This is a genomic window from Mucilaginibacter sp. (genome assembly GCF_025359345.1).
Lineage (GTDB): Bacteria > Bacteroidota > Bacteroidia > Sphingobacteriales > Sphingobacteriaceae > Mucilaginibacter.
In genome coordinates this window covers 1-26,354 of sequence record NZ_JANYGQ010000014.1, presented here as the reverse complement: position 1 = coordinate 26,354, position 26,354 = coordinate 1, and the positions used below count along the sequence as shown (strand labels likewise).

The window sequence follows — 26,354 nt, the reverse complement described above, 5'->3', positions numbered from 1 at the left end:
GAAGGGGCAGGGAGCGCCTGCCCCATATTTGCTATTGCCTGTCCCAACTAATTTTCCTTGAGAAATACATCAGCGTTGCTACGATCACAAACAATGCAACACTGCCAAACAACAGCGATAACTCTTCCAATTGGATAATGATAAAGATGAATCCGTAAAATATTCCGAGGATAAAGGAGAAGGTTACCGCCACCATCCGGTTGTTTAGTAACGATGCGGTGAAAATCGCGATTAGTGCTATAGTTGATACCGAACTGATAAAATACGCCCAGTTATAACCCACCTGTTCTGAAAACGAGAGCAGCAGCGTGTAATAAACCACCATTGCAGCGCCAATAAGTACGTAGTTAAATACATGCACACGTTGTTTTTTAACCATTTCAGCTAAAAACAGCGAGATGAAAGTAAGCAGGATAATGAGGGTTGAATACTTGGTGGTGCGCAATACTTTGCGGTACTGATCGATAGGTAATTGCAGTTTTACACCAAAAACTGCGTCGCTGCCACCGCGCTTTTTAACCAGTTCCTGGTTGTTGTTTACCCATTGCTGCGGAAAAGGCCGGTTATAATATACCATGTGCCATTTGGCGTTAAAACCCTGCGCGTTTATAGCCTTACTATCCGGCTCGTGGCTACTAAAATCGGGCGATTTCCAGTCACTGCTTATTTCAACATCGGTGGTTTTACCGGTATGCAAAAAGTTCAGTTGGTTGCTGCCTTTGAGGTTTAGCCGGTAGCTAAAAGCAAAGCCCTGCCCCGGCTGCAGGTTAAATTTTACCTGCAGGCCTTTATCAAACGGTATCGCATCCTCAACGGTGGGCTCGGGCGCATAGGTTTGGCTTTGTATTTTCACCGCCGGGTTGTTCATCAGCCCCTTATTGTCTGATATGCTGAAAACCAGCCTGGCCTTATCATACATCACTGCCGATGGGTCAATGCCTGCCAGTGCCAGGTCGGGCTTATCAAAATCGCCGGTGATGGCAATATCCGCACTGTAGCCGGTAGCATCGTAAACGCCTTTTGTAAATGGTTGTGTTTTAACGGCTGCTTTCGCCTGTAGTGTTTGCGGCAAAACATACAGCGTGTTAATTACCTCGCGGGTGCTGGTTTTTTTATTGCCGTCGGTTTCGGTTACCTGTTTTTTGTAGGGTAATAGTAGCACTGGGCCCTGTACCAGTTGCGTGTCGGCCCAGGTGTTTGCCATACCGCCACGTTCTATTTTTTGGTAGCCTTCGCGCTCAATTACCAGGCTTTGTATCCACGCCGAAGGGATAAGCAGTAAAATTATCAGCGTTGCAATAATGCCGAGTTTAATCAGCACGGAGTCGGTGTGCCATTTTGCTGGCGATGGCGGGGTAGTAGGTTGAAAGGGGTTTTCTGGTTGTTGATTCATGATTATGTCGATTTAAATACACTTTGTATTTCAAAGTAAATGGGTAAAAAAATGGGCAATTTATTATATTCCAAAACTTATTGCATTGGTATCGTATTTTACGGGGCAGGTGATGGCTTTAATAGTTTTGGCGTGCTTGTAGTCCATCTTTCTCATATAATCCTGGAAAGTATTACCGCCGGCGTTAAAAAGTTTGCTATGTGCAAACCATACCATCAATGATGTCGCGTAGAAAAAATACTTGTACACCATTTTTCGCCAGCTCTTTGAAAAAGCTGATTTATTTTCAAAAATTGCTGTGAGCCGTTCGGTTTGAAACGTGATATGCCTGGCTTCATCAATTAGTATATCTGTGCAAATTTCCTTTAACAAAAAACAACCGGTCGCATCTTTAAGCGACTGGTAAAATATCTGCGCTGCGCTTTCAACTACAATAACAGCCAGTGTCCATGATTCCATGCTGGTATTCAAATGCCTAGCCTTCCTGAACAAGGTATCGCCCCAGTTTTGTTTAATTCTCGGTTGCCCAATTCTGTCTAAATACAAACCGAGGTTATTGCCGTGTTTTTGCTCTTCTTTAATAAATAGCTTAGTGCAGTACACATAGTCCGCGTCCTGCGTTTTATCGGCATATTTTTCGGCAGCGGCAATCAATTGCTTACCCTCCGATGTTTCGCCCAATTGCCAGGCCTGCAGCGACTTCAAGATGGTGTCAATTTCTGTAGCCGTGATGTTAGCAGGTTGGTTCCAGTTAATTCTTTTTTGGAGAGCATTTGCCTTGAAATGCGTTATCCAGTAACTACTTGTGTGCATTGTGGTTTTGTTAAAAGTACTTTGTGTTTCAAAGTAAATAGGTAAAAAAATTTAGTTTGATTTATTGGTTAGCATATTCTCCCTGTCGAGAGATGTTAGTACCAGGTATGAGTTTAAAGCAAGCAGGCATATTAAAAACAGGCAGGAAACAATTTCAGGCAAAGTGCCGCGAAAGCCCTCGTGTATGGCATTGTAAATTATCCAAAGTATAAACAGTAAGTTGCCGAACACGGCCATAAATCGCATAAGTAGTTGGGCGTTTTTTTTCTGCATGATTTTTGGGGTTTAGTTTGAAATTAAATTATTTTTTGCTGTTTAATTAATTGTTCCAATGCATCCAGGTGCTGTTTAAAGGCTTTCTTTCCCTTTTCTGTCGATTCATAGGTTGTATTAGGCTTGCGGCCCAAAAAAGCTTTGTGTACCACAATATATTCCTCTTTCTCGAGGCCCTTCAAATGCGAAGCCAGGTTGCCGTCGGTAGTGTCCAGCAGTTCTTTAAGCGAGTTAAAGTCGTACCGGTCGTTCACCATCAGCACACTCATTATCTGCAACCTTAAGCGGTTCTCAAATGCTTTATCGAGTTTTTCAAAGGGAACTTTCACCTATCGTATTTTAAGTACATTATGCTGCCGTAAACAATGTGCAGCCCACCAAAACCAATGGCCCAAAATAGTAAACCATAACCGGGTAAGCAAGCGGTAACCAGGCCTAATATAATATCGCACAGCCCAAGGTACTTTACGTCGGTAAAGGTAAAATTGCTGGCACCAACTAACGACAGGCCATAAAAAATCAACGATGCCGGCGCAACTATGCTGTAATGACCGCGGTAGATAAAAATTAAAATCAATAGCCCACCCGTAACTAACGGTGTGGCCATATAAAACAATAGCGACTTGCTGGTTTTACCCCAAATTGGCTGCCCTTTACGTTTTGCTTTGCGGTATGATAATATAATACCCGTAAGCACCGAAAGCAGCAGCACTACAAAGGCTATGGCTATCAACTCCCATTCCAGCAACCGGTAACTGCTGCCGAAGAAAAGCCCGGACGACTGCGTGCCGTTATCCACGTAACCCCTGCCAGTAACAGGCGTATGGTCGTAAATAACATGATAAGCCAATGCCGCGCCAATCAGCGCATACACCCCGGCCAATATCCCCGACAGGCCGCTAAGGGATATAAACTTCGACGACCGCTCCATCAGGTTGCGGATAGAGGCCAGTTCGTTTTGAATTTCTTTTTCTTCCACGTAAAAGTACTTTGTTATTCAAAGTAAATGATAATAATTGAGATGTGCAAATAAATTTTTATCTGGGATAGCGAATAGCTCATTTTAATTACGAGAGCGATTTTCTGTATGAGATTAGAATATGACTATATTTGATTTAGTAAGATGCTATCAAAAATGAAAAATATAGGAATGAACAAAACGGTTGTGATTTTTTTCTGTTTGATGTGCATTGGGGTAAAGTTGTTTTCCCAAACAAAAGTTCCTGAAGATGTAACTGAAACTCTAAAAAAATATAAGGTGAAGGATAAACCCGGCACCTATATGTATTATAACTTTTATAAAGCTAAACGTCATCCTACTAGTGTAATCGATTTAAATTTATTAGAGTCTGGGCTGAAAACTGTTCCGGAAGAAATTCGAAATTTTAAAAATATCGAGGTACTTGATTTAAGTTATAATGACATATCAATACTGCCTGCTTGGCTTGGTGAATTAAAGAAACTAAAAAGGCTTGACATTGGTAGAAATAAAATAACTGATATCCCTGATTTTGTATTTAAGATAAAATCACTTGAGTATATTAGCTTTTCCAGCAACGAAATAAAAGGATTAGAGATACCCGTCACGAATGGAAGTAAATTAAAAGAAATGGATTTATCTTTTAATTTATTGTCAGATATACCTCGATCCCTGCTGAATCTTAGTGATCTTAAGATTTTAAACTTAAGGAATAATTTATTGACATCAATTCCTGTTGTACTGGCGGATATGAAATTTTTGCGATTTTTATCTTTAGATAATAACCATATCTCAGATTTTAATCCAACGGTTGCAGGTGCCACATCTTTAGAAACGTTAGCGTTGGTAAACAATAACCTGTCTGAAAATAAACAAAAGGAATTGATATCGTTGTTGCCTAAATGTAAGGTCTTATTTACATTTCTTTAAATTGATATACCCTAATTGACATTGCCGGGTAGTCATGATTAACAATCATCCGTATTCAGGTTCGCACGAGACAAAGGTACATGAATGTCCTATGTAGAGGTTGCTTCGTTCCTCGCAATGACGTGTCGGTTAGGTATTTACGCTAAAAAAACCGGAGTAATCCCCCTCAAATCGGTGAAATCCAAAAAAGAAAAAAATCAACGCAATCAACGCAATCAAAAAAATCAGCGGTTAAATAGTTATCGCCGCTTTCACCAAATAAGGCAAAATCTCTTTTTGAAAGGATACAAAATTCTTCCGCACATCGCTGTCGCTTACCGAGGTAAAGGCAAAACTGAACACGATGCTCTTGCTGCATTTGATGAGGAAGCGCAGGCGCTGCTGATAGTTTTCCTGTTTGCGCAATTCAGTAAGCTGCGAGAACACGCTTACCAGCATTTCTTCCAGTTCGTTGGAGAGGTTTTTCAGAAAATCCTGGGAGTTGGTTGATTCACGGATAAAATCCCAGCCGATAAATTCATTACACACGGTGTAGCTTAGCCGGCAGGTTTTCATAATCAGCATATTCAGGTGCGCCTCTTCGTCCATTTCCGGCCCGTTGGTATGTATCAGGTCGTCCACGCTCACTTTAATATAATCCATCAGCAGGGAGTGTAAAACATCTTCCTTGCTTTCAAAATATTTGTAAATAGTGGCTTTGGCAATTTTTGCCTTTTTGGCAATTTCGTTTACACTGGTCTTATGGTAACCGAATTTCCGGAACAATTCCTGCGCTGCCCGCTTTATACTTTCTTTTATTTTATCGGCTTCCATGTATCAATCAGGTACAAATATCTCAAAATAACTGACATTTGCGGTATGCCTTTTTGAGGAATTTAATAGTAAAGGCTTTTAAAATTTACAAATCGTTAATTTGATACGTATATTTCAGAGGCGCTCACTGTCACATAATAGCTTCGGAGAGATTTGGTGGCGGGCGCCTTTACCGGTGTGCCATCTGCTAATGAAAACTTTGAGCCGCTGCATGGGTCAGTGGCGGTAAAACCCGATTCATCAACATTTACTGCACAATGCTTTTCCGGTTGATAACTGCTGCATCGGTCATACGCAACATAACGCCTGTCAGCCGTCCTGTATAATATTAACCCGGCAACGCCATAACCGCTTATTACAACATAGCCCCCGCTTGCGTTCAATGGTGCTATCCGGGGGTCGAATAGTGATGCTGTAAAGTTTACTGGTACGCTGGGTACCACATTGCCGCTTTTACCGCAGGATAGGAATACGATCGGCACCAACAATAAAAGCAGCAGTTTTTTCATATAATATCAGCCTGGAATTGCTTTAAAAAACGAACATCGTTTTCAGAGAATAAACGCAAATCCCGTATCACATATTTTAAGTTGGCAATTCTTTCTATACCCATGCCAAAAGCAAAGCCGGTGAACTTGGCGCTGTCTATCCCGCAATTCTCCAAAACATTAGGGTCAACCATGCCACAGCCTAAAATCTCTACCCAGCCGGTGTACTTGCACATGTTGCAGCCCGAACCGCCACAGATAGTACACGAGATATCCATTTCGGCCGATGGCTCGGTGAACGGGAAATAGGATGGGCGGAAACGGACTTTGGTGCCTTCGCCATAAAGTTCCTGCACAAAGTGATAAAGCGTTTGTTTTAAATCGGAGAAAGAAACATTCTCATCAATATACAAACCTTCCACCTGGTGAAAAAAGCAATGTGCACGGGCCGATATTGCTTCGTTGCGGTAAACCCGGCCCGGCATAATAGCGCGGAACGGCGGCTTGCCATTCTCCATCATGCGTACCTGTACCGACGAAGTGTGTGTGCGTAAAGCAATATCATCCTTGCCGCTGTTCTTCTTGATAAAGAAAGTATCCTGCATATCACGTGCCGGGTGTTCTTCCGGGAAATTTAATGCAGAGAAGTTATGCCAATCGTCCTCAATCTCCGGCCCTTCGGCTACCACGAAGCCCAGTCTTTTGAAAATATCTATGATTTCTGTACGGATCAACGACAATGGGTGGCGCGACCCAACAGCAAAGCCATCGCCCGGTAGGGTTAAGTCAAGTCCTAAGTCTTGAGTCTTAAGTCCGGAGTCGGTGGCGTCTTTTAGTTCGTTGTATTTTGCTTCGGCTACTTGTTTAAACTGGTTAAGCACTTTACCGAAAGTCCGTTTTTCTTCGGGGCCTACAGATTTGAATTGCTCAAACAGGTCCTTAATAATTCCTTTGGTGCCTAAAAATTTTATCCGGAACGCTTCCAGTTCATCTGCATTGGCAGGTGAGAAGGCGTTTATCTCGGCGGTATATTGATCTATTTGAGCTTGCATTATGGTGTTCTTGTGTACAAATTTAACAAATTATGTCATTGCGAGCGAGGAACGAGCGCGGCAACCGCGAACTATGCATGGCGGATCTGCAAAGTTCGCGGTTGCTTCGTACCTCGCAATGACAAACGGGGTTTATTTTATCACTCCCAATTCTTTCCCCACCTTAGTAAACGCTGCAATGGCCTTATCTAAATGACGCATGTCATGCGCTGCCGATATCTGCACTCTTATTCTCGCTTTGCCCTGCGGCACTACCGGATAATAAAAACCAATCACATAAATACCTTCCTCAAGCATTTTGGCTGCAAACTCCTGCGCCAGTTTGGCTTCGTAAAGCATAACCGGAACAATAGGGTGTACACCCGATTTTATATCAAACCCAGCTTCAGTCATTTTTTGGCGAAAGTATTGGGTGTTGCTTTCCAGTTTATCACGCAGGTTGGTCGTCTCGCTAAGCATGTTTAATACAGCTATTGATGCGCCGGTGATTGAAGGCGCCAGCGTATTCGAAAACAGATATGGCCTCGAGCGCTGGCGCAGCATATCGATAATTTCTTTGCGGCCCGATGTAAAACCACCAGATGCACCGCCCAAAGCTTTGCCAAGTGTACCTGTAATAATATCAATTTTGCCCATCACACCATGGTGCTCATGCGTACCACGACCCGTTTTACCCATAAAACCCGAGCAATGGCTCTCGTCAATCATCACCAAAGCATTATATTGCTCTGCCAATGCACAAATTTTATCAAGCTGGGCAATGGTCCCATCCATACTGAACGCGCCATCGGTAACAATAATACGGTGACGGCAGCCGGCGGTAGCTTTTAACTTTTCTTCCAAATCGGCCATGTCATCGTGTTTATAACGCTGGCGCTGGGCTTTGCACAGGCGCACACCGTCGATGATTGACGCATGGTTCAACTCGTCGGATATGATGGCATCCTGGTCGTTAAACAAAGGTTCAAACACACCGCCGTTGGCATCAAATGCTGCGGCATATAAAATGGTATCTTCAGTCCCTAAAAACTCAGCGATCTTTTTTTCCAGTTCTTTATGTATGTCCTGTGTACCGCAAATAAAACGTACCGACGATAGACCGTAGCCATGGGTATCCATAGCAGCCTTAGCCGCTTCAATTACCTTCGGATTGTTTGATAAGCCAAGGTAGTTATTGGCGCAAAAGTTTATTACTTCTTTGCCGCCCTGTACAGTAATATCGGCGCCTTGTGGCGATGTGATAATGCGTTCGCGTTTATATAAACCGGCATTTTCAATTTCGGTAAGCTCCTGCTGTAAAACCGGCTTCAGTGTGTTATACATAATGTGTGGGTTTTTGAAGGTGCAAAATTATCCTATTATTTCGGATTTCGGAATTTCCATTTCGGATTTTTAATAGCTGATTTAAGTGATTGTGCTGATTTTTAATACTAAATTCTCAAATTCTAACAATCTTAATCCAATAATAATTCCGAAATCGAACATCCGAAATCCGAAATTCCTTATCTTTGCACCTCATTTACCACCGTTTGCAGCGGTATCAATGAATGTTATGGCAAAATATAATACACTACTATACTATTGTTATTCAACAATAGCCGATGCGGAGCAATTTGCTGCCGACCATTTAAAATTTTGTAAAGGCCTTGATTTGGCGGGGCGAATTATCGTTGCCGAAGAAGGTTTAAACGGCACTGTATCCGGCTCGCCCGAATCCTGTAAAATTTATATGGATACCCTGCATGCCGACCCGCGCTTCGCAGCTATCGATTTTAAGATTGATGAGGTAGATACGCCGTCGTTTGTAAAAATGCACGTGCGCTACAAATCCGAAATTGTGCACTCAGGTCTGCGCGACCCGCACATTATCAACCCGCAACAAAAAACGGGCAAACACCTCGAGCCAAAAGAGTTTTTGGCGATGAAAGATGCCGAAGATGTGGTGATACTGGATGTACGCTCAAACTATGAGCATAACCTGGGCAGATTTAAAAATGCCATTACATTGGATATTGAAAATTTCAGGGACTTCCCCGAAATGATAAACCAACTGGCTCAGTATAAAGACAAGAAAGTTGTTACCTACTGTACCGGCGGCATCAAATGCGAAAAAGCTTCGGCGTTGTTGCTGCACGAGGGCTTTAGCGATGTATACCAACTACATGGCGGCATCATCAAATACGGCAAAGAGGCCGGGGGAGAAGACTTTGAAGGCAAATGCTATGTATTTGATAACCGGCTTTCTGTAGATGTAAACAGCGTTAACCCGGTGGTAATATCAACCTGCCTTAATTGCGGCAAGGTAACCCCCAAAATGATTAACTGTGCCAACCCCGAATGCAACGAGCATTTTACCCAGTGCGATGAATGCGGAACCGCTATGGATGGCTGCTGCAGCGATGCCTGTAAGGAGCATCCACGCAAAAGAGTTTATGATGGCACAGGTTATTATGTGAAAATACCGCAGCCTGTTAATACCGCGAAGAGGGGAAAGGTTCAGCTTTCTGAATAAACACCTTTAATTTTATATCTTCACATCGTCATTGCGAGGAACGAAGCAACCTCTACACTTGCCAATCAACGCACTGTAAACATTGTGATTAGTAAAATGCAAACATGCTTTCCGATTTTCACAGGAATTTTGGTTCTTGAATGTTCTACGCAGAGGTTGCTTCGTTCCTCGCAATGACGCTGGGTATTTACCCTGTTGTATGTTCATCACCAAATAGACCTATGCGTAAAGCGCTCCTATTATTTATTTCCTTAGTCGCATTTACCGTATGCACCCGTGCTGCCGATATCAAAAGCATTGGCGTGCCTTACGTGCAAAACTATACCAAGGCGCTGTATCAATCGGGTAACCAAAACTGGTCCATCACGCGTGATGAACACGGCATAATGTACTTCGGCAATTCCGATGGCCTGTTAACTTTCGATGGTAAATACTGGCAATCGTACCGCATGCCAAATGGTTTGATTGTGCGCTCCGTAGCTGCAGATGGTAAAGGTAAAGTGTACTCAGGCGGCTTTGGTGAGTTTGGCTATTGGGAGAACAATAAAAACGGCTCACTAAAATATCACTCGTTAACGCAGCTTGTCCCCAAAAAATACCAACCTGTTAACGAAGAAGTTTGGAAGATTTATATTGATAAAGGGCAGGTTATTTTTCAATCTTTCGGCTCTATTTATATTTATAGCAACGGCAAAATAACCGTTGTAAAAGGGCTTTATCCTTTCTTGTTTTTGTACAGAGTAAACGGCCATTATTTTGTTGAACAGGTAAACAAAGGGTTATTTGAACTTAAAGACAGCAAGCTAACCTACATTGAAGGCAGCGACAAGATAGGCAACAGCGGTGTGCTTTCCATATTGGCATTGCCTCGTAACAAATTCCTCATCGGCACCGCCCGCAATGGCTTGTTTATGTATGATGGTAAACAAATAAACGCATGGGTCAACCAGGCCGACGAGTTTTTGAAAACCTACCAGCTTAACAACGGCGTAATGTTCTCGGGCAAATACATTGCCTACGGTACCATATTAAACGGCGTTATTATTATTGATACTGCAGGCAATGTTGTGCAGCATATCAACAAGAGCAGCGGCCTGCAAAACAATACCGTTTTAAGTTTATTTATCGATAACGAGCAAAACCTGTGGGCAGGGCTTGATAACGGTATTGACCGTATTGAAGTAAACTCGCCGTTGTACTTTTATTTTGATAAAAGCGGTCGTTTCGGCACCGTTTATTCCAGCATAATTTTTAACAATAAAATATACCTGGGCACCAACCAGGGCCTTTTTTACAGCGATTGGGTGGAGAACGGCAACAAACGACTTTTCCAATCGTTCGATTTTAACCTGATACCGGGCTCGCAGGGGCAGGTTTGGGAGCTATCGCTGCAGGATGGACGGCTGCTTTGCGGCCACAACTCCGGCACTTTCCAGGTAAACGGAAACACCCTGTCGAAAATAACCGGCATAAGCGGCGGGTGGACACTAAAAAAACTGAACGCCAACCAACTGATACAGGGTACTTACACCGGGCTTGTGTTTTATAAAAAAGATAATGCCGGCAATTGGGCTTTCGACCATAAGCTGGATGGTTTCGGTGAACCATCGCGCTATGTGGAGCAGGATAATAAAGGTGAGGTGTGGGTGAGCCATGCCTACAAAGGTATTTACCGGGTTACGCTCACCGCCGATTTGAAGAAGGCCGCTGCGGTAAAATACTATGATAAAAAGGCAGGTCTGCCAGGCAGCTATAATATTAACGTGTTTAACCTGGATAACCGGATAGTCTTCTCGTCTGATTCCGGGTTTTATGTGTACGACGATATCAGCGACCGCTTTAGCAAGTACCAGCAGCTCAACAAAATGTTGGGTACGTTTTCATCGTCAAACAAAATAATACCCGCGCTTGGTAAAAAATATTGGTTTATTAACCACGGCAGGGTGGCTTTGGCCGATTTTTCGACCGCAGGCAAACTAAGCATCGACTCCAACAGGTTTAGCATATTGGATGGCCGGATGGTGAAAGGCTATGAAAACATCAGCCGGATAAACAGCGCGATATATTTAATAAGTGTCGACGATGGTTTTGTGATATTAAATGATGAAGACGCCTTGCTGCGTAACGACATTAAATTGCCACCAGTACTAATACGGCGGATCGAAAATATTACCGACCGGGTAACGCCGATTACTGACGATGGCGACCAAAAAGACATTGAAATATCGTACGCACAAAATAACATCCGGATATCGTATTCGCTGCCGTTTTACAGGCAGGAAAAGGTAAAATTTCAATATTACCTGGAAGGGTACTCCAAGCAGTGGAGCGATTGGAGCACGCAAACTCAGAAAGAGTTTACCAATCTTAACCAGGGTTCGTATACTTTTAAGGTGAGGGCGAAAATAAACGAAGAAAATGTTTCGCCTGAAACTACGCTTGCCTTTACAATACTGGCGCCATGGTACGCAGGTAAAATAGCGGTGTTCTGTTACATAGTGCTGATTATTGTAGCTTACTTGCTGGCAACCAAATATTACCAGTTGAAACTGAAACGGCACCAGCACAACATACACGAAAAGCTACATAAGGAAAAAGAGGAGTTTTTAAAACAGGAAGCCATTATTAACGAGCAGGAGATAGTGAAAATTAAAAATGAGCAATTACAGGCCGACTTAGCCAGTAAAAGCCGGGAGCTGGCAAATTCGGCCATGAATATTGTTTATAAAAACGAACTGCTTCAAAAAATAAGCGACGAAATTGCCCACCTTAAAGATAGTCATGGTAAACCCCTCGCCGAGGAACAGCTGCGCCGTATTCAAAAGGTTATTGATGAAGGCATGACCGATGACCGTGACTGGAACATATTTGAAAGCAGCTTTAACGAGGCACACGAGAATTTCTTCAAAAAACTAAAATCTGACCACCCAGACCTGGTACCAAACGATCTTAAGCTATGTGCCTACCTCCGCATGAATATGAGCAGTAAGGAAATGGCATCATTGCTCAATATTTCCCTCCGTGGTGTTGAAATACGGCGTTACAGGTTGCGCAAAAAGCTAAACCTGGAGCATGACAAAAACCTTGTTGAGTTTCTCATTGAGCTTTAACACTACATCATTACCTCTCATATTACTTTTTAAATGTACTAACCGTGATAATGCCAGTGTAGTATGTAAATAATACACTATCTAATTGTAATTGGTTGACTTTTAATTAATTATAAATTATCTAAAACAAAATGAGCAAGTGCATACTTTAGTGATGTATTAATGTTGAGTTAAATTTTTTGTTAAAATCGTATTATCTCATCACCTTCGACCAAAGAAAAACCAATTTTTTTAATCCTACTTACTCAAAATTTTAATTAACCACTATGAAGAGAATTTTTACAATCTCAGGGTTAGTACTGTTATGTTTTTTATTTGTTAATGCAGCGATTGCCCAGAACGTTACCGTTAAAGGTAAGGTTACTGATGCAAGCACAGGCGAAGCACTTATAGGTGTTAGCGTTGCAGTAGCCGGTACATCATCAGGTACTCAAACCGACGTAAACGGAGCCTTTAGCTTAAGCGCTCCCTCAAACGCAACTTTAAGGGTTTCCTACTTAGGATACACTACAGCACAAGTGGCCGTAAACGGCCAAACCTCTATCGACATTAAATTACAACCCAGCGCCAATGAATTGCAGCAGGTGATTGTTGTTGGTTACGGTACACAACGCAAACTGGATGTTACCGGCTCGGTATCAACAGTAAAAGGCGAGGAAATTTCAAAACAATCATCAACCAATGCGGTAAGCGCACTACAAGGTAAAGTTGCCGGTTTGCAGATAACAAACTCCGGCTCACCCGGCTCATCGCCGCAAGTAACTATTCGCGGTTTAGGTACCATATTTGGTAACACTGGTGTGTTATATGTGGTCGATGGTGTTTGGTATGATGATATCAGTTTTATTAACCCAAGTGATATTGATAACATAAGCGTGCTTAAGGATGCATCGAGCACATCAATTTATGGTTTACGTGCCGCAAACGGCGTTATTTTGGTTACCACCAAACGTGGTAAAAAAGGTGATACACGCGTTACTTATGATGGCTACGCAGGTTGGCAAACAATCACCAACCAGGTTAAAATGGCTAATGCAAATCAATATGCCACTTTAATAAATGAGCAATATAATGTAAGCGGTACCACGCCTTTACTTTTTCCCGATCCGGCAAAATATGGAACAGGTACCGATTGGTACGGCCAAATATTACGTGATGCGTTCAAAATGAACCACAACGTATCGGTTAGCGGCGGAACTGAAAAATCAAACTATAACTTCTCGTTAGGTTTTCTTGACCAGGACGGTTTGGTAAAAAACAACAATTACAAACGTTATACGGCACGTTTTGTAAACGACTATAACCCAATTAAAGGATTAAAATTAGGTTATACCGTTGGTGGCGTATTTAGCCAGTCGAAAGATATTGATGGCGGCATTTTCCACCAATTATTTGGCGCGGCACCGGTATTGCCGGTATATTATGCCGATGGAAGCTATGGCGACCCAAGTGACTTTAACCTGGGCGGCGGTAACAACTACAACCCGCAGGCTACGCTTGATTTTTACAACCACAATTCAAAAAACTACGGCTTTACCGGTAATGCTTATGCCGAAGTGAAGTTTTTAAAGCACTTAACCTTTAAAACAAGCTTTGGCGGCGAAATTGCGCAGGCTGAGGCAACAGGTTATACTCCGGTTTATAAAGCAACACTTTTACAGGCAAACACTGTTAGTGTTTTATCAATCGGAAGAACGGATACCCGTAACTGGATAGCTGAAAATACCTTAACGTATGATAATACCTTCGGCGACCATAAAATAACAGTGTTGGCCGGCCAAACAGCGCAGCGTTATAAAACATACTTTATAAATGCATCGGCGCAGAACGTGCCAAACAGCAGTGCAGGTGATCACTATCTTACATTGGGCGATGTTAATGGCCGCAACGTTAGCGATGGCGGAAGTCTTACAACGGCGCTTTCATACTTTGGTCGTGTAAACTACTCGTTTAAAGATAGATATCTGTTAAATGCCTCTATCAGGGCCGACGCAGGATCGCAGTTTTTTGGATCAAACCTTTGGGCTTATTTGCCTTCAGTTGGTGCAGGCTGGGTTATCTCGAACGAAGACTTCATGAAAGATCAGAAACTGTTCAGTTCATTAAAGCTGCGCGGAAGCTGGGGTAAAGTGGGCAACGCAGGAGTGCCGATCAACCCAACAACTTTAACAGTTAGCCAGGATCCTGGTTACACAGCAATATTTGGTGCCGATCAGCACGCCAATACCGGTGCAAGCGTTGTATCTGTTGTTCCACCGGCTATTTTGGTTGAACGCGGCGTTGGCGCCGATGTAGGCATTGAAGGTGCATTGTTAAATGACCACTTAACATTTGAGGCTGATTATTATAACCGTACTACACAAAATGCCATTTTCGGTATCAATATCCCATCATCAGTGGGAACTGCTTCGGGCGCTATTATAGCCAACCAGGCTGATATTGTGAACAAAGGGCTTGAGTTCTCCGTTGGTTACAGGGGCCAGGCCTCGCATGATTTTACTTATGCGTTTAACGCCAACTTTAGCATAAACACCAATAAAGTTACCAAAGTTATATCGGGCAAAAACCCTATCTATTCTGGTGGCAATGGTATAGCAAACGGCGCCCTGGCAACCCGCACAGTTGAAGGCGAGCCAATTGGCGAGTTTTTTGGCTATAAAGTAGCCGGCATCTTCCAAAATCAGTCGCAAATTACCGGCTCGGCCCAGCCTAATGCACGCCCAGGCGATTTTATGTATACTGATTTAAATAACGACCACGTGATTGACGGGAAAGACCGCGTTGATCTGGGTAACCCAACCCCTAAATATGCATACGGCTTTACAACCAACTTAGGTTACAAACATTTCGACTTATTGGTTGCTTTGCAAGGTGTTGCAGGTGTTAGCGTTTACAATGCCAATACAGCTTACAGGTTTGGTAACGAAAACTACACCCAGGATTTTTACGACCACCGCTGGCATGGTGAAGGTACTTCAACTACCTACCCTTCAGCAGCAGTTGGTTCAACAGCAAACGCAGCACCTAACTCGTTTTTTGTTGAAAGCGGCGCTTACTTCCGTATCCGTACAGCACAGTTAGGTTATACGGTTCCTTCGGCGTTCCTGTCAAAATGGAAAATTCAAAAGATCCGCATTTTCGCAAATGCTGAGAACCCGCTTAACGTATTTAAATACAAAGGCTTTAGCCCCGAAGTTGGCGGCTCGCCTACCAATGCAGGTATAGATGCAAATGTGTACCCGCTGTCAGCAACTTATACATTCGGTGTTAACGTTAGTTTTTAATAAGATATAAAAATGAAGAATAGAAAAAATTACTTACAAAGAGCACTGGGATTAAGTCTTTTTGTATCTCTTGTTGTAGCCGCAGGCTGTAAGAAGAGTTTTTTGGACGTGCCGCCACAGGCGACGCCGCCCGCAGTTACATTTTGGAAAACTGCCGGCGATGCTGATAAGGCTGTAAATGCAACTTATGCCAACTTGCACGAATGGACAAACATAGCATTTGCGCCTATTGCTGTTGAAAGCATGGGCTCGGACGATGCCGAAAAAGGCAGCAGCCCGGATGATGCATCGTTTATGAACGATTTTGACACTTTTACTGCTTCGTCAACTGAAGGGCAGATTGCCGATTTTTGGAGTGGCGAATACAAAACCATTAACCTTGCCAACCAGGTGCTTGACAACGTTCCGGCTATAAGTATGGACGGCAACTTAAAAAATCGCTACCTGGCCGAAGTTAAGTTTATAAGGGCTTATGCCTATTTCAGGCTGGTTAGGGCTTTCGGCGATGTGCCTTTACGCTTACACCTGCCAAAAGATGCGAGCCAATATAACATTCCGCGTACACCAAAAGCGCAGGTATGGGCAGCCATCGAAGCTGATTTAACCGATGCAGCTGCAGTATTGCCGCAAAGTTATGACGCTAATAATTTGGGCAGAATTACCAAAGGCGCTGCTTTAGCTCTGCATGCAAAAGCTGCCATGTACCAGGCGAAGTGGGCAGATGTGTTAAACTATACTAACCAGGTAATGAGCCTGGGTTATACCCTATTTCCTAATTTCGAAAAACAATTCAGGACTGATAACGAAAATAACTCTGAGTCGGTGTTTGAAATTCAGTGTGCATTTATTGATGGTAATGGTGGTGCTTCAAATTCTCAATATTCACAAGTACAGGGCGTTCGTGGTGTTACCGGCGGTGGCTGGGGCTTTAATGTGCCAACCCAAAACCTTGTTAACGAATTTGAAACAGGCGACCCACGAAAGGAAGGTACAATTATCTTCCGTGGTACTACCACTGCTGAAGGAGACCCAATAGCTGCTGTTGGCGATAACCCGATGTATAATTACAAATCATACGTACCGTTCAGCCAGTTCCATAATGGCTATAACGAAGGCTGCCAGCAAAATATAAGGGTAATCCGTTTTGCCGATGTATTGCTGATGAACGCCGAAGCTGCCAACGAACAAGGTAACGCTACACTGGCGTTAACATCTCTTGAAAAAGTACGTGCACGTGCAAGGAATGGTAACGCTGCTATATTGCCCGCCGTTTCGACTACCGATAAGGTTGCTTTGCGCACAGCAATATGGCACGAGCGCCGTGTTGAACTTGCTATGGAGTTCGATCGTTATTTCGACGTTATACGCCAAGGGCGTGGTGCTGCAGTTTTTGGTCCTAAGGGATGGAAAGCTAACAAAAACGAAGTTTGGCCGGTGCCACAAAACGAAATTGACCTGAGCGCACGTACACTGACTCAAAATCCTGGTTATTAATAATTAAATTATAATCGAATTATGAAAAAATTAAATATTTATGTTTTGACTCTGGCGCTGGCAGGCTTAGGTTTATCATCGTGCAAGAAGTCATTCGATCCAAAATCATATGCGCCACCGCTAAGTGTTGGCGGGTACACAAGTGTTAAGGAGATTGCTGCATCAAACCTGGTAGCCTATTATTCATTCGACGGAAGCCTGGTTGATAGTGTTTCAAACAGCACCGGCGTTGGTACCGGTACCTCATTTACTCCCGGTTTCGAACGTAAAGCCCTGCAGGGCGGTGTTAATAGCTATGTTTTGGCGACCCCTTCGGCAGCGGTTGCCGGGCTAAAAAGCTTTACGGTAACAGAATGGTATAACTCACCGCCGCCAAGCACAGGTATCATCGGTATCTTTACCCTTGCAAAAACTACTGCATTCTGGGGAAATATCGAAGTTTTCTTCGAAAACGGTAGCGACAATACCAATGGCAAAGTACGCATCCACATCGCAAAAGGTGGTGGCGACTACACCTTTGCAGTTGATAACGTGCTTAACCTGTTTGGAAAATGGAATAACCTGGCGTTTTCATACGATGGTGCAACATCAATAGCCACCTTGTATGTTAACGGTTCAAAAATTACTGCCGCTGCTGTGCCTGGTTTAACCGGCGATGCGAACTTTACCGACGTTGGTAAGCTTACATTTGGCTGCGTTCAGTTTATGACCGAGCCAAGCCAGACCACTGCAACCGGCAGGCAGGATTGGGCAAACTTTTTAACAGGCCAGTTGGATGAGGTTAGGATTTACAATAAAGCACTAAGTGGCGCCGAAGTAGGCGCTATAGTAGGCCTTGAAGGCCGCGGAAAATAAACAGTTGATTGATTATGAGGTTGCCTGGGTAATCCGGGCAGCCTCTTTTTTTGAAACTTAAATGGTAACGGCGTTTTCTTTGATTTAAGCATGAAAGATATAAGGAATTTTGGCGGGATGGTGGTGTTGGCGGTATTAATGTCGTGCGGCAAAGGAAAGACAGTTATCCCGGTAACGCCTGTAACTCCTACACCTGCAAGTTTTAGCTTTAACGCGCTAAAGGTAAATGGTGTTTTTAACGGTTATAACTACACAAACATTAACAGTAAACCGGTAATAAAAATATCGTTTTCGGCACCTGTGGATCACAGTTCGGTAACAATGAGTGTAAACATACGCTCGAAAGACGGGGCTGCGGCAGCATACGCTGCCAGTTACGAAAATAGTGACAGTACCGTAGTTTTAACGCCATCGGGGCTACAGCCAATTACGCAATATTCACTTTCTGTTTCAACGGGTTTACAATCTAAGGCTAAAGGCTCATTACAATCCGAAATTGATGTACAGTTAACCACTGCTATCGATTCAACCAACAAATTCCCGGTAATTACCGACGACCAGTTACTTGACTTGGTTGAAAAGCAAACCTTAAAATATTTCTGGGAATTTGGCCATCCGACCAGCGGCCTGGCGCGCGAGCGCAATACCTCCGGCGACGTAGTAACCACCGGCGGCTCAGGCTTCGGGATAATGGCAATTGTTGCAGGCGTTAGCCGCAATTTTGTGTCGAGGGCTGATGGTTTGGCCCGGATGCAAAAGATTGTATCGTTTTTAAAAAATACGGCCCAAACATTTCATGGCGCTTATCCGCATTGGATGAATGGCGCTACAGGCGCTGTTGTACCTTTCAGCGCACAGGATGATGGCGCTGATTTGGTGGAAACATCATACCTGATGCAAGGGTTACTCACCGCACGCCAGTACTTCAATGGCGCGGGCACCGATGAATCCAATTTGCGCGCTGACATCAACACAATCTGGAACAAAGTGGAGTGGGATTGGTTCAGGCAGGGCAACCAGGATGCGTTATACTGGCACTGGAGCCCGAACAATGGCTGGGCAATAAATATGAAAATTAACGGCTGGGATGAGGCTTTAATAACTTACGTTATGGCCGCATCATCAACCACGCACGCCATTCCAAAATCGGTTTACGATAATGGCTGGGCGCTAAATGGGAGCATTAAAAATGGTGCCAGCTATTTTGGCATTACTTTGCCATTGGGACCTGCACAGGGCGGCCCGCTGTTTTTTTCGCAATATTCATTTATGGGGATAAACCCGAACGGGTTAACGGATGCTTACGCCAGCTACGATGTGCAAAATAAGGCGCACGCGACTATTAACTATAACTATTGTGTTACAAATCCCAAAGGCTATAGCGGTTATAGCGCCGATTGCTGGGGACTCACAGCCAGCGACATAAAAGGTGGTTATACCGCCAGTTCGCCAACTAATGACGTGGGTGTAATTGCACCGACCGCTGCAATTGCTTCGCTGCCATACACGCCGGCACAGTCAATGAAAGCTCTAAAATTCTTTTACTATAAACTGGGTGATAAAACCTGGGGACAATATGGCTTTTACGATGCCTTTAACCTTACTGATGTTTGGTTTGCCGATTCGTACCTGGCTATTGACCAGGGGCCGATAATTGTAATGACCGAGAATTACCGGAGCGGACTTTTGTGGAACTTGTTTATGAGTTGCCCTGAAGTAAAAACCGGGATGAAGGGGCTTGGGTTTACGAGCCCGAAACTATAGAGATTTCGGGCTTCGGAATTTCGATTTCGGAATTTTTTGAATGCGGAAGTCGGAATGCCGATTTCGGAATGAAAAAATTTAAACATGGTGCAACTAAAGTTTCTTCGCTAATCAGCAGAGAGATTTAGAGGGCCCTAACCAATTAAACTAATGAAGAAACTATTACTTCCCTTATTAATATTACTGTCGGGCTGGGGTATGGCGCAGCCGCAGGCTGCCAAAGAGGACGGCATTAAGCCGGTAGGCATCATAAAAAACCTGACCGACAGCGCCCTGCTTGATGTGGTGCAGCGCCAAACGTTCCGGTATTTTTGGGACTTCGGTCACCCGGTTAGTGGGCTTGCCCGTGAACGCAGCAATAAATCGTATGATTATGGCGATGAAGTTGTAACCACCGGCGGCTCGGGCTTTGGCATCATGGCCATGCTGGTTGCCGACCACCGCAAATGGATTACCCACGAACAGGCAGTAAACCGCATGCTTAAAATATTAGACTTTTTAATGAAGGCCGAATCGTTCCATGGCGCTTTCCCGCATTGGATGAATGGAGCTACCGGCAAGGTTATCCCATTCGGACGCAAGGACGATGGTGCGGACATTGTGGAAACATCGTACCTTTTTGAAGGACTGCTGTGTGCCCGGCAATATTTTAAAGCGGACAACCAGCAGGAAGGCCGTATACGCGGCATGGTGAACAACCTGTGGGAAGAGATGGAGTGGAACTGGTTTACCCGCGACGGAAGGCCAAACCTTTACTGGCATTGGTCGCCCAATAATGGTTGGTCCATGAACTTTGCCATTCGGGGTTTTAACGAGTGTATGATAACTTATATCCTGGCCGAATCTGCCGAGCGGTACCCGGTAACCCCTGAAGTTTACTTCGGCGGTTGGGCGCAAAGCGATTTTTTCAGGAATGGCAATACCTACTACGGCCATAAGTTGCCGCTGGGTTTCCCCTATGGTGGGCCACTTTTCTTTTCGCAGTACACCTTCCAGGCGCTTAATCCAAAAGGACTGAAAGACCAATATGCCGATTATTGGGAACAGAATTTAAATCACACGCTTATTAACCACGACTACTGCGTTGATAACCCGAAAAAGTTTAAAGGCTATGGCGAAAACTGCTGGGGATTAACAGCGAGCGATAATTTTGAAGGCTACAATGCCCATGCTCCAAATAACGATTTAGGTGTGATAACACCAACTGCCGCGTTGTCAGCATTCCCTTACACACCCGAATATTCCATGAAAGCTTTGCGCCATTTTTACTATGATTTAGGCGATAAAATCTGGGGCGAATATGGCTTTACAGATGCTTTCAGCGAATCGCATAATTGGTATGCAAAATCGTATCTTGCGATTGATCAAGGGCCAATTGTGGTGATGATTGAAAATTACCGCAGCGGCCTGATCTGGAACCTGTTTATGAGTTGCCCGGAGATAAAACACGGTCTTAAAAAGCTACATTTTGAAAGCCCGGCGTTAAATTAGTCTGAACCGGGATTTTTCACAATTGGAATTAATTTTTAATCGGCGTTCAAGAATGCTTCGCAGTTAAACGGATTAAATGATTTCCGGGATTCGGCGAATCTGAAAAATCCAAAAATCCGCTTAATCCCGGTTCAGAAATTTGTGTTAGCGATAGCAGTGGATACCGGCCCCGAGCTTAATGCCTGCAGGCGTATGAACGGATAGCGCGGCCCCGCTTCTATCAGCGGGGAAACACCAACGAACTACTATACGAAACCTATAATAAATGAGAAGGTACATAATTATTTGCTTAAGCATTCTGCTTACAGCTGCTACTGCCACTGCGCAACAAAAACAAAAAACTTACTGCAATCCGATAAACATCGATTACGGCTACACGCCGATCCCCAATTTTGCTACTGAGGGCAAGCACCGGGCAACTGCCGACCCGGTGATTACGATGTACAAGGGTGATTATTACCTATTTTCTACCAATCAATGGGGGTACTGGTGGAGCCACGATATGTTGCATTGGAATTTTATTTTCCGCCACTTTTTAAGACCTGAGCATAAGGTTTATGACGACTTGTGCGCGCCGGCAGTTTGGGTACGCGGTGATACGCTGCTGGTGTTTGGGTCGACTTACTCGTCAAGTTTCCCTATTTGGATGAGCACCAACCCAAAGGCAAATGAGTGGAAGGAAGCTATCCATGAGTTTGAGCCCGGTGGCTGGGACCCAGCTTTTTTTAGCGACGACGATGGCAAAATGTACATGTACAATGGCAGTAGCAATACTTACCCGCTTTACGGCGCCGAGGTTGACCCAAAGACTTTTCATTTAAAAGCTTACCGCAAAGAGATGTACTTTTTACAGCCGTTCCGCTATGGCTGGCAGCGTTTTGGTGAGAATATGGATGATACTTTTTTGGACCCCTTTATAGAAGGCGCATGGATGACGAAAAACAATGGAAAATATTACCTGCAATATGGCGCACCAGGTACCGAGTTTAGTGGTTATTCTGATGGGGTAGTGGTTGGTGACAACCCGCTGGGGCCATTTACGCCGCAAAGCATGCCGTTTAGTTACAAGCCGGGTGGCTTCGCACGTGGCGCAGGCCATGGCAGTACCTATACAGATGCCTGGGGAAACTATTGGCATATTGCCACTATTGTCATCGGCGTTAAGAATAGCTTTGAACGTCGGTTGGGCATCTGGCCCACAGGATTTGATAAAGATGGTGTGATGTACGCCAATACAGCGTTCGGCGATTACCCTACTTACCTGCCCGATGGCAAGGAAGACCACCTGAAAAGCCACTTTACCGGCTGGATGCTGCTGAACTATAACAAACCGGTTTGGGTATCGTCGACTCTGGGTGGTTATATGCCAAACAACGCGGTCGACGAAAGCATAAAAACCTACTGGAGCGCCAAGACCGGTGACGCCGGTGAATGGATTGCCAGCGATTTGGGCAACGTGAGCACTGTTAACGCCGTGCAAATAAACTATGCCGACCAGGACGCCACCATCCTGGGCAAAGCAACTGACACCTACACCCAGTACAAATTGTATTACTCGCTTGATAATAAAAAGTGGCAGGTTTTGGCCGACAAAAGCAAAAATAAAACCGATGTGCCGCATGATTATATTGAATTGGAAACACCGGTAAAGGCCCGCTATATTAAGCTGGAGAACGTACACATGCCAACCGGTAAATTTGCGATAAGTGGTCTGCGGGTATTCGGGAACGGCGGTGGAGCCAAACCTGATACCGTGCAAAGCTTCATTGTACTGCGCACGGAAAAAGACAAACGCAGCGCCTGGATAAAGTGGCAAACCGTTGATAATGCCTTCGCCTACAACATTTACACAGGTACCGCACCCGATAAGCTGTATAACTGCATAATGGTACACACCGCTAACGAATACTATCTTAAAACGATGGATAAGGAAAAGGCTTATTACTTCCAAATTGAGGCGATAAATGAAAACGGTGTTTCGGAGCGGACGAAGGTGGTAAAGGTAGATTAGAGAGAACCAAATCCCCGGCGTCATTGCCAGGAACGAAGCAATATCTAAACAGGACATTCATGGCCCTTAATTGCAGTGGTAACCTAAACGCGGCTTTTAGGGCACCAAAATACTTATAGCCATTTGATTAGCAAGTGTAGAGGTTGCTTCGTTCCTTACAGCAATGACGCCTGGTGAGGTGCATACGTAAATCAGTAGTTCCCGCACTTTTTATCGTAGTTATCCGTTAATTTTTAACTTTGTTAAAACATCTCGCGTTCTGTTTATGAAAAAACTTACCCTGTCTATACTATTATTTGTTTGCTTCTTAGGTCCATTAATAACCAATGCCCAAAGCGCCGCGTCATACGACAGAGGCTTATACATTGCCAAAGGCGATACTTTACCCTACCGCATTTTATTTCCGCAGGACTTTGATCCCTTAAAAAAATACCCGCTGGTGATAGTGCTGCATGGCGCCGGCGAACGCGGCAATGATAACGAGGCACAGCTTTTATGGGGCAGCAAATTATTTTTAAAAGATACCATCCGCGAGCGGTACCCGGCGATAGTGGTTTTTCCGCAATGCTCTGCAAATGGCTGGTGGGCCAGTAATAAGTTTGAGGAAGACTCGGTGACTCATAAAACCAAGTTTATTTTTCTGCATGATGCGCCGCCGTCAAAATCAATGGTCAGCCTGCTGGGTTTGGTCGACCAGCTATTAGATAAGCCTTACGTTAACAAGCACCAGGTTTATATTGGCGGACTTTCGATGGGCGGCATGGGCACGTTTGAAATAATTGGTCGCAAGCCGAATTTGTTTGCAGCTGCTTTTGCCATTTGCGGCGGCGACAATACGCTGAATGCTAAAAAATATGCCAAAAAGGTGCCGATTTGGATATTCCATGGTGCGAAGGATAGCGTAGTGCCGTTTACCCACTCAGAAGCTATGGTGGCCGCCATTAAAGAAGCCGGCGGCGACCCCAAATATACTCTTTACCCGAACGACGACCATAACAGCTGGAGTGATGCCTTTGCAGAGCCCATGTTTATGGCGTGGTTGTTTTCGCATAAGAAGTGAGAGGGTAATTCGTTGATAACGAACTGTTTACATTATGTCATTGTGAGGTACGAAGCAATCTCAAACTATGCAGAGCCGCCCTGTAAAGTTCGCGGTTGCCGCGCGCGTACCTCGCTCGCAATGACAAAATCTGTTACTTATTGGGGGATTATTCCTTAGCCTTTGGCGGTACAAAACGTGGCTTATAGGCCGGTTTCTTTTCTGTCGGTTCGGGGGGGGGGGACGAGTGGTTTTTCATCAGCAACAGGTGGCGCACTTTCTACCGACTCAGATTTAGGTTTCATTTTAAAGCGTGGTACAAAGCCGGCGGGTTTGACGGCAGCCGGTTCCGCAGGTGATTGCTCAAACGTGGCGGGTGCGCTTTCCTCTGCCTCAGCTTTGGGCTTCATTTTAAACCTGGGCGTAAAGCCGGCAGGTTTAGCAGCAGGTTCCCCGGGTAATTGCTCAACCGGGGCGGGCGTACTATCCTCTGATTCAGCTTTTGGTTTCATTTTAAAGCGCGGTACAAAGCCTGCCGGTTTGGCCGGGGCATTTTCCACGCTTTCAGCCGCAGGTTCGTTTGGCGTAGCTGGTACTTCTTCTTTTGCATCCCCGACAGCAGGTTTTGCAACATTAGCCGCCCTGAATTTTGGAGTAAAACCAACTTTACGTGAAGATGAAACAGGTGGGGTATGTTCGGTTAAGCTTTCTGTAATGGTTTGTTCGGCGATTGGGTTGGCAATCTGCGGCTTTTCGGTTTTAACCTCGGGCGCTAAAGGATATTGACGACGGGTTTTATTGAACCAGTATTTTTTGGTATGGTCGAAGCTTTTTTCGCCCATTTGTTCGTAATGGGTTTTAAATTCAGAAAACAAGGCGGGCTCGGTCTTTTCTAAGGCAACGAGATCGACTCTTTTCTTTTTAAAAAACTCATCAAAAGTTAACATCAAGGTCTATTTTATTAAAACGGATTCCTTTATCAGTCTGCGTCCAGTCTTCCCGCTCCTCATCCGTAGCATTCAACAGCTTCGGGAAAAACTCCAGCGGAAAAACCTGCTGCTTGCCATTGTCCCTTTCAACAAAAAGCAGGCCATTGGCAAAAGTAACTTTTACCTTTTTTTCCTGTTTACGTGAGGTGAATAGGGGCATATCTTGTTTCGACTTTAATTAATCAGCTCGTCATTGCGAGGAACGAAGCAACCTCTACGTAGGACAGTCAAGGACCGTAATGTTTGTGAAGACCTAAATGCTGCTGATAGGTTACCACATGTTTTTCGTTCCTTGATTAGCATGTGCAGAGGTTGCTTCGTTCCTCGCAATGACGCGTGGTGAGGCCTTACTCCGCCATATTATGGTATACCGCCTGCACGTCGTCGTCTTCTTCCAGGCGGTCAATCAGTTTCATTACATCGGCAACTTGATCTTCCGTAACATCATGGAACGACTGTGGCACGCGCTCCAGCTTAGCCGATTTTGGTTCGATACCCAAACCTTCCAGCGCTTTTTGCATTTTGCCGAAATCTTCAAAAGCGGTGTGTATAACTGCTATATCGTTGCCTTCTTCGTCGGCTTCCACAAATAAATCTTCAAGTCCTGCGTCAATCAATTCAAATTCAAGTTCTTCCAGGTCGCGGTCGCCGGGTACAAAGGTAAATACCGATTTGCGGGTGAATATAAAATCGAGCGAGCCAGTTTTGCCGAGCGTGCCACCTGTTTTTGTAAAGTAGCTGCGCACATTGGCTACAGTGCGGTTGGTATTATCGGTAGCGGTTTCTACTAATACAGGCACGCCGTGCGGGGCGTAACCTTCATAAACCAGCTCTTCGTAGTTTGATTCGTCCTTGTTTGATGCACGTTTGATGGCGGCCTCAACACGGTCCTTAGGCATATTAACCGCCTTGGAGTTTTGGATGATGGTACGCAGCCACGAGTTAGTTTCGGGGTTTGGCCCGCCGGCTTTAACGGCCATTACTATTTCTTTCCCCAAACGGGTAAACTGCACCGCCATTTTGGCCCAGCGCTAAAACTTTCTCTCTTTACGGAACTCAAATGC

At 44.4% G+C, this 26,354-nt stretch carries 21 protein-coding genes and 1 pseudogene; 10 read left to right on the top strand and 12 right to left on the bottom strand.

Annotated elements, in window-relative coordinates; translation table 11 throughout:
- Positions 1–31 precede the first annotated feature (31 nt).
- The 5 genes from creD to Q0R52_RS07620 form a co-directional block, all read right to left on the bottom strand.
- Positions 32–1,393: a cell envelope integrity protein CreD gene (gene creD, locus Q0R52_RS07640; RefSeq protein ID WP_295793635.1), complete on the bottom strand. Its 1,362-nt coding sequence runs from the start codon at positions 1,391–1,393 to the stop codon at positions 32–34.
- 63 nt (positions 1,394–1,456) lie between these two features.
- Positions 1,457–2,206, bottom strand: a complete 750-nt coding sequence (locus Q0R52_RS07635) for a ferritin-like domain-containing protein (protein WP_295793633.1) — start codon at positions 2,204–2,206, stop codon at positions 1,457–1,459.
- 51 nt (positions 2,207–2,257) lie between these two features.
- Entirely contained in the window at positions 2,258–2,479 is a 222-nt protein-coding gene (locus tag Q0R52_RS07630) for a hypothetical protein (RefSeq protein ID WP_295793631.1), read from the bottom strand.
- Between the two features lie 23 nt (positions 2,480–2,502).
- Positions 2,503–2,808, bottom strand: coding sequence for a transcriptional regulator (locus Q0R52_RS07625; RefSeq protein WP_252787777.1), 306 nt, complete (start codon positions 2,806–2,808; stop codon positions 2,503–2,505).
- The gene (locus Q0R52_RS07620; RefSeq protein WP_295793627.1) at positions 2,805–3,458 is read right to left on the bottom strand and encodes a hypothetical protein; all 654 of its coding nucleotides are present in this window, start codon (positions 3,456–3,458) and stop codon (positions 2,805–2,807) included. Before Q0R52_RS07620 ends, Q0R52_RS07625 begins: the two co-directional genes overlap by 4 nt.
- A gap of 156 nt (positions 3,459–3,614) precedes the next feature.
- On the opposite strand from Q0R52_RS07620, the gene Q0R52_RS07615 reads away from it, so the two are divergent.
- The gene (locus tag Q0R52_RS07615; RefSeq protein ID WP_295793625.1) at positions 3,615–4,388 is read left to right on the top strand and encodes a leucine-rich repeat domain-containing protein; all 774 of its coding nucleotides are present in this window, start codon (positions 3,615–3,617) and stop codon (positions 4,386–4,388) included.
- 231 nt (positions 4,389–4,619) lie between these two features.
- Here the strand turns inward: Q0R52_RS07615 and Q0R52_RS07610 are convergent, their stop codons facing one another.
- The 4 genes from Q0R52_RS07610 to kbl form a co-directional block, all read right to left on the bottom strand.
- On the bottom strand, positions 4,620–5,201 hold the full coding sequence (locus Q0R52_RS07610; RefSeq protein ID WP_252787770.1) for a TetR/AcrR family transcriptional regulator: 582 nt from the start codon (positions 5,199–5,201) through the stop codon (positions 4,620–4,622).
- Between the two features lie 95 nt (positions 5,202–5,296).
- Positions 5,297–5,710, bottom strand: a complete 414-nt coding sequence (locus Q0R52_RS07605) for a hypothetical protein (RefSeq protein ID WP_252787769.1) — start codon at positions 5,708–5,710, stop codon at positions 5,297–5,299.
- The gene (pheS, locus tag Q0R52_RS07600; RefSeq protein ID WP_295793622.1) at positions 5,707–6,741 is read right to left on the bottom strand and encodes a phenylalanine--tRNA ligase subunit alpha; all 1,035 of its coding nucleotides are present in this window, start codon (positions 6,739–6,741) and stop codon (positions 5,707–5,709) included. The genes Q0R52_RS07605 and pheS overlap by 4 nt, the downstream gene beginning before the upstream one ends.
- Before the next feature lie 132 nt (positions 6,742–6,873).
- Positions 6,874–8,064, bottom strand: a complete 1,191-nt coding sequence (gene kbl, locus Q0R52_RS07595; RefSeq protein WP_295793621.1) for a glycine C-acetyltransferase — start codon at positions 8,062–8,064, stop codon at positions 6,874–6,876.
- A 229-nt stretch (positions 8,065–8,293) separates the two neighbouring features.
- On the opposite strand from kbl, the gene Q0R52_RS07590 reads away from it, so the two are divergent.
- The 9 genes from Q0R52_RS07590 (at position 8,294) to Q0R52_RS07550 (ending at position 24,322) form a co-directional block, all read left to right on the top strand.
- Positions 8,294–9,253, top strand: coding sequence for a rhodanese-related sulfurtransferase (locus Q0R52_RS07590; protein WP_295793619.1), 960 nt, complete (start codon positions 8,294–8,296; stop codon positions 9,251–9,253).
- 221 nt (positions 9,254–9,474) lie between these two features.
- Positions 9,475–12,363 carry a triple tyrosine motif-containing protein gene (locus tag Q0R52_RS07585; RefSeq protein ID WP_295793618.1) on the top strand — a complete coding sequence of 963 codons (2,889 nt, stop codon included), beginning with the start codon at positions 9,475–9,477 and terminating at the stop codon, positions 12,361–12,363.
- 266 nt (positions 12,364–12,629) lie between these two features.
- Complete coding sequence (locus tag Q0R52_RS07580) at positions 12,630–15,647, top strand: TonB-dependent receptor (protein WP_295793616.1); 3,018 nt, start codon at positions 12,630–12,632, stop codon at positions 15,645–15,647.
- A 12-nt stretch (positions 15,648–15,659) separates the two neighbouring features.
- On the top strand, positions 15,660–17,141 hold the full coding sequence (locus Q0R52_RS07575; protein WP_295793613.1) for a RagB/SusD family nutrient uptake outer membrane protein: 1,482 nt from the start codon (positions 15,660–15,662) through the stop codon (positions 17,139–17,141).
- Between the two features lie 21 nt (positions 17,142–17,162).
- Positions 17,163–17,996, top strand: coding sequence for a LamG domain-containing protein (locus Q0R52_RS07570; protein WP_295793610.1), 834 nt, complete (start codon positions 17,163–17,165; stop codon positions 17,994–17,996).
- 90 nt (positions 17,997–18,086) lie between these two features.
- A complete protein-coding gene (locus Q0R52_RS07565; RefSeq protein WP_295793607.1) occupies positions 18,087–19,760 on the top strand; it encodes a glucoamylase family protein in 1,674 nt (557 codons plus the stop codon).
- A gap of 150 nt (positions 19,761–19,910) precedes the next feature.
- Positions 19,911–21,251: a glucoamylase family protein gene (locus Q0R52_RS07560; protein ID WP_295793602.1), complete on the top strand. Its 1,341-nt coding sequence runs from the start codon at positions 19,911–19,913 to the stop codon at positions 21,249–21,251.
- 265 nt (positions 21,252–21,516) lie between these two features.
- Positions 21,517–23,262: a discoidin domain-containing protein gene (locus tag Q0R52_RS07555; RefSeq protein ID WP_295793600.1), complete on the top strand. Its 1,746-nt coding sequence runs from the start codon at positions 21,517–21,519 to the stop codon at positions 23,260–23,262.
- A gap of 265 nt (positions 23,263–23,527) precedes the next feature.
- Positions 23,528–24,322, top strand: a complete 795-nt coding sequence (locus Q0R52_RS07550; protein WP_295793598.1) for a prolyl oligopeptidase family serine peptidase — start codon at positions 23,528–23,530, stop codon at positions 24,320–24,322.
- Between the two features lie 182 nt (positions 24,323–24,504).
- Here the strand turns inward: Q0R52_RS07550 and Q0R52_RS07545 are convergent, their stop codons facing one another.
- From Q0R52_RS07545 to Q0R52_RS07535, 3 genes and pseudogenes are all read right to left on the bottom strand, one after another.
- Positions 24,505–25,248, bottom strand: coding sequence for a hypothetical protein (locus Q0R52_RS07545; RefSeq protein ID WP_295793596.1), 744 nt, complete (start codon positions 25,246–25,248; stop codon positions 24,505–24,507).
- The gene (locus Q0R52_RS07540) at positions 25,235–25,450 is read right to left on the bottom strand and encodes a DUF2442 domain-containing protein (protein WP_295793595.1); all 216 of its coding nucleotides are present in this window, start codon (positions 25,448–25,450) and stop codon (positions 25,235–25,237) included. Before Q0R52_RS07540 ends, Q0R52_RS07545 begins: the two co-directional genes overlap by 14 nt.
- Positions 25,451–25,637: 187 nt before the next feature.
- Positions 25,638–26,354, bottom strand: a pseudogene (locus tag Q0R52_RS07535) (YebC/PmpR family DNA-binding transcriptional regulator); the annotation flags it as partial.